Source organism: Streptomyces sp. ATLC9 (genome assembly GCF_057196705.1).
Window position 1 is genome coordinate 1 of sequence record NZ_JBXUOY010000561.1, and the last position, 707, is coordinate 707.

General features: G+C 80.1%; 1 protein-coding gene. It reads left to right on the forward strand.

The window, feature by feature from the left end:
- On the forward strand, positions 1 to 707 hold a 707-nt coding region (locus AC2CJA_RS27065; RefSeq protein WP_484605260.1), incomplete at both ends, for a phytoene desaturase family protein.

Genomic DNA, 707 nt, shown 5'->3' on the forward strand with positions numbered 1-707 from the left:
GGCGCGGGCTGCTGCGCCGCCGCGCCCCCTTCCTGTCCGAGGTCGCCCTCGCCGAGCTGCGCGATCCGCGGCTGGTGGCACTGCTGGAGAGCCACGCGCTGGCCCGCGGCCTCGACCCGCGCCGCACCCCGGCGAGCGCCGTCGTCCTGCCGTACCTGGAGCAGACCTTCGGCACCTGGTACGTCGGCGGGGGGATGCGCGCGCTGGCGGACGCGGTGTACGAGCGGTGCCTGGCGCGCGGGGTGGAGTTCCGGTTCGGTGCGGCGGTGTCCCGGGTCACGGTGGAGGACGGCCGGGCCGCGGGGGTGGAACTGGCCGACGGGACGCGGGTGGCCGCGGACACCGTGGTCTGCGGAACCGACCCCCGGCCGATGTACGGCGGCCGGGCCGGCGCGGCGGACGGCGGTCCCGGTTACGCGGCGGGACGGCTGACCGTGCTGCTCGCGCTGCGCGGCGCCCGGCCCGAGGGCACCGCGCACCGCACGGTGGTGCACACCGGGGGGCCGGGCGGCACGACGCGCACCGTCACCGTGCTGCGGCCCGGCGATCCGTCGCTGGTCCCCGACTCGGAGCACGAGTCGGCGGTGCTGTCGGTGACCGTGCCGCCGCACCGCGCGGGGGCGGCCGGCGCGGGAACCGAGGGCACCGGTGCGGGGGCCGGGGAGGGCGGGGCGGTGGACTGGACGGCGCCGGGCGCGGCCGAGCGG